Source organism: Kitasatospora sp. MBT63 (assembly GCF_000710465.2).
In the GTDB taxonomy this organism is placed as follows: Bacteria; Actinomycetota; Actinomycetes; order Streptomycetales; family Streptomycetaceae; genus Kitasatospora.
This window is the reverse complement of record NZ_JAIZ01000118.1, coordinates 1-2,803: the sequence shown is the minus strand read 5'-3', so window position 1 is coordinate 2,803 and position 2,803 is coordinate 1. Positions and strand designations below refer to the sequence as shown.

Genomic DNA, 2,803 nt, shown 5'->3' with positions numbered 1-2,803 from the left:
GACCGGTGCCCCTCAAGATCGGAACGACAACAGCCACTCACACCCACCCAGAACCTGAAGTACCTCTTCGCCTACCTGCCATCGCTGATCGGCTACGGCGTCCTGGTCTTCGACAAGTGGGCCTGGCGGTGGTGGGGCATCCACCGTCTCACCGGCCACCCGTGGATCGGTGGCACCTGGCGCTCGGTCCTCACTCCCGCTGCTGCCAGCAACATACCGCCGGGCGGCAACCGCGGCCCCATCACCACCTACCTCACCATCGAGCAGACCTACTGGACGCTCCACGCCACGCTGCGTACGGCGGAGAGCATGTCCCGCTCGAACAACGCGACGATCGTGAAGACGGACGGTTCGGGAATCACCGAGGTGAAGTTCCTGTACGAGAACACCCCGCGTACCGAGCACCAGGACCGCAGCCCTCGGCACACCGGCTCGTGCCAGCTGTCGGTCACCGGGCGCGCGCCACGCAGTATCGAGGGCAGCTACTTCACCGGCCGCTTCACCGCCGGGGACATGGACCTGACCCTGGTCAATCGCGCCACCGAGTACGCGACCTTCGCCGAGGCCCAGACCGCTGACCAGCAGGCTCCGACGGCGCCCTGACACCTCGAAGCGGATTCACCACGGCCCCAGCCGCCACGGTGACGTCCGGGGCCGTGCCGTCCTCGCGGCTGGGGCGGGGCCACGGTACAGCTGCTCGAGCGGCCGACTGGGTGGGGTCGGTTGCTAGGCCCGCACCCAGGCTCCGTCCTTCTCGAGGTCGGCCTGGCCGTAGCAGGCCTGCAGCAGGACATCGTTCCGCTGTGCGCCGAGGACCGGGTGGGGCAGGAACTCCAGCACACAGTCGCAGTGCCAGCTGCGCCGCACGGTGCTGGCCGCCGCCGTCGACCAGGGCGCCGAGGAACCGCCCGAGGTGGGCGACTGGCTCCAGGTCGCCACTCCACCGGTAGTCGACGGCGACCGTGACCCGCCACCTGCTCGGTCCAGCGTCCCCGGCAGGGCTCGGTACTGGTGCCCCAACCGGCCTCGAGGCGGACCGCCTACCACATGTTCATGCCCTTCGGCCCGACGAACTGGCGGTTGGTCGGGCCGGGCAGGCGCTCCGGGATGTGGGGGTGCGGGCACAGTGGAAGCCGAATTCCGGTGCCCAGCACCGTGGGTTGGTCTTGGTCTTGTAGGTCCGGCGGAACTCGGGTTCGTCCTCAGGTCCGTCGTACGACCAGCGGCAGACGTCCCAACTGCTGTGGGGCTGGCAGGTGTGACCGCGGTACGCGGGGAACCAGCCGTCGGGGCCGCGTCGGCGCGCGACGGGTACGGAGGCGGAGGCGGTCTTCACGCCCTGCCAACGCACTACCCAGATGTTGGATACGTGAGCTCTGCGGCGGACCTCGGACGGCCCGGGGCGCGCAGCGTCGGCCGCGCGCCTCCTTGTTCTGGACTTCCAAAATGAAGACCCCTACTATTTGGTTGTGTCCTACTTTTAGGGAGCTTCTTGTGAGGGTCAGCATCGGCGGCGAGCAGGTTGAGGTGCCCGACGACCTGGGCATGGCGCTGCTCGCCGGGCTGCGCGGTGAGCGGCTGGTGGAGCCGCCGCAGGCCTACGGTTTCGACGACCTAGTGGCCTTGGTCGCCCGCACCAGCCGGCTCATCCAGCACCTGAACGTGTTCCGGGAGGTGGCGATGTCCCGCGCGGACGCCGCCGGCGCCTACTCGAACCGCAGCGCGCTGGCCATGGCGGCCGCGATGTCCGCGTCCCAGCTCGGCCGGGTGCTGCAGGGCCACGGGCTGCCGCGGGACCGCCGTACCGGCGGCGTGGACCTGGTCGTCGGCTTCCGCACCACCGACGACGGGACCCTGCACCACGCGGCGGAGGAGGACATGGCGGGCCTGCCGTCGTTCACCCTGCCGGCCGCCCCGGAAACGGACCGGACGGAGCCGCGGCGGGACGATGCATTCGCGGACCGGGAGCTCACCTTCTACTACCGCCCCCAGGTCCCGCTCGCCGCTGCTGGCCTCGGCCGCACGGCCGGCTACACCCTGCGCGATGCCGACCAGAACGTGATCGGCTGCGTCACCGAGCCGCTCTTCGATGCCCTGTTCGGAGACCCCCGTCTCGACCCGACCCGGCCCAACGGACGCTGAGGAGATCACCCTGATGTCCGACGAACTCTTCGACTCGGTCGACGCCCTGCTCTCGGGTGTCCGCACCGGCCTGCCGGCGCCGGCGGAGCGGCAGCGGCTGCGCCTGGCGGCCGGGCTGACGGTCACGCAGGTCGCGGTCGCGCTGCGGGTGGACTCGGCTCTGGTGCGGGGCTGGGAGGACGGCACCGCGGTCCCGGGCCCGGACATCACACCCGCCTACTCTCGGCTCCTGGAAGGCCTGGCCGCGCGCTTCCCCGCCCCCGAGCAGCAGGCCGCCGCCGCGCCCGCCGCGGTGCCGGCTGCTCCCGAGCAGGCCGCCCCGGCGCCGCAGTCGGTAACGCTCGACCAGAACCCGGACGGCTCGGTGGTGATGGGCGAGGCGGCGCCGTGCGTGCGGTGCGGCCAGCCTTCCGTCTACCGCGCGCAGGGCCGCCCGATGCACCTCGGCGGCTGGTGCCGCCCCGCCAGCCCGGCGGCTCAGGCACCCGCGCTCGCCGCTCCCCAGGCCGAGCAGGCCGTCCCCGCCCCGACCGCCCCGGCGCCCGTGACCAGCCCGCCGACCGCCGTCCCGGCGGCCATTCCTGCTCCCGTTACGGCGCCGTCCCGGCCCGCCCCCGCCGCGCCGTCGGCCTCGGCGGTGCGCTCCGGCCAGCGCCCGGCT

The 2,803-nt window shown here is 72.3% G+C and carries 3 protein-coding genes and 1 pseudogene; 3 read left to right on the top strand and 1 reads right to left on the bottom strand.

Annotated features, from left to right (window positions below):
- Nucleotides 1-603: hypothetical protein (locus AA75_RS49115; protein WP_033819112.1), on the top strand; the 603-nt coding region annotated here is incomplete at its 5' end.
- A 123-nt stretch (nt 604-726) separates the two neighbouring features.
- Here the strand turns inward: AA75_RS49115 and AA75_RS07980 are convergent.
- Entirely contained in the window at nt 727-939 is a 213-nt protein-coding gene (locus AA75_RS07980) for a hypothetical protein (RefSeq protein WP_033819111.1), read from the bottom strand.
- A 555-nt stretch (nt 940-1,494) separates the two neighbouring features.
- On the opposite strand from AA75_RS07980, the gene AA75_RS07975 reads away from it, so the two are divergent.
- Nucleotides 1,495-2,142 (top strand): hypothetical protein, encoded by a 648-nt coding sequence (locus tag AA75_RS07975; protein WP_033819110.1) that lies wholly within the window; start codon nt 1,495-1,497, stop codon nt 2,140-2,142.
- Nucleotides 2,143-2,155: 13 nt separating this feature from the next.
- Nucleotides 2,156-2,803: pseudogene (locus tag AA75_RS47145) on the top strand (transcriptional regulator); the annotation flags it as partial.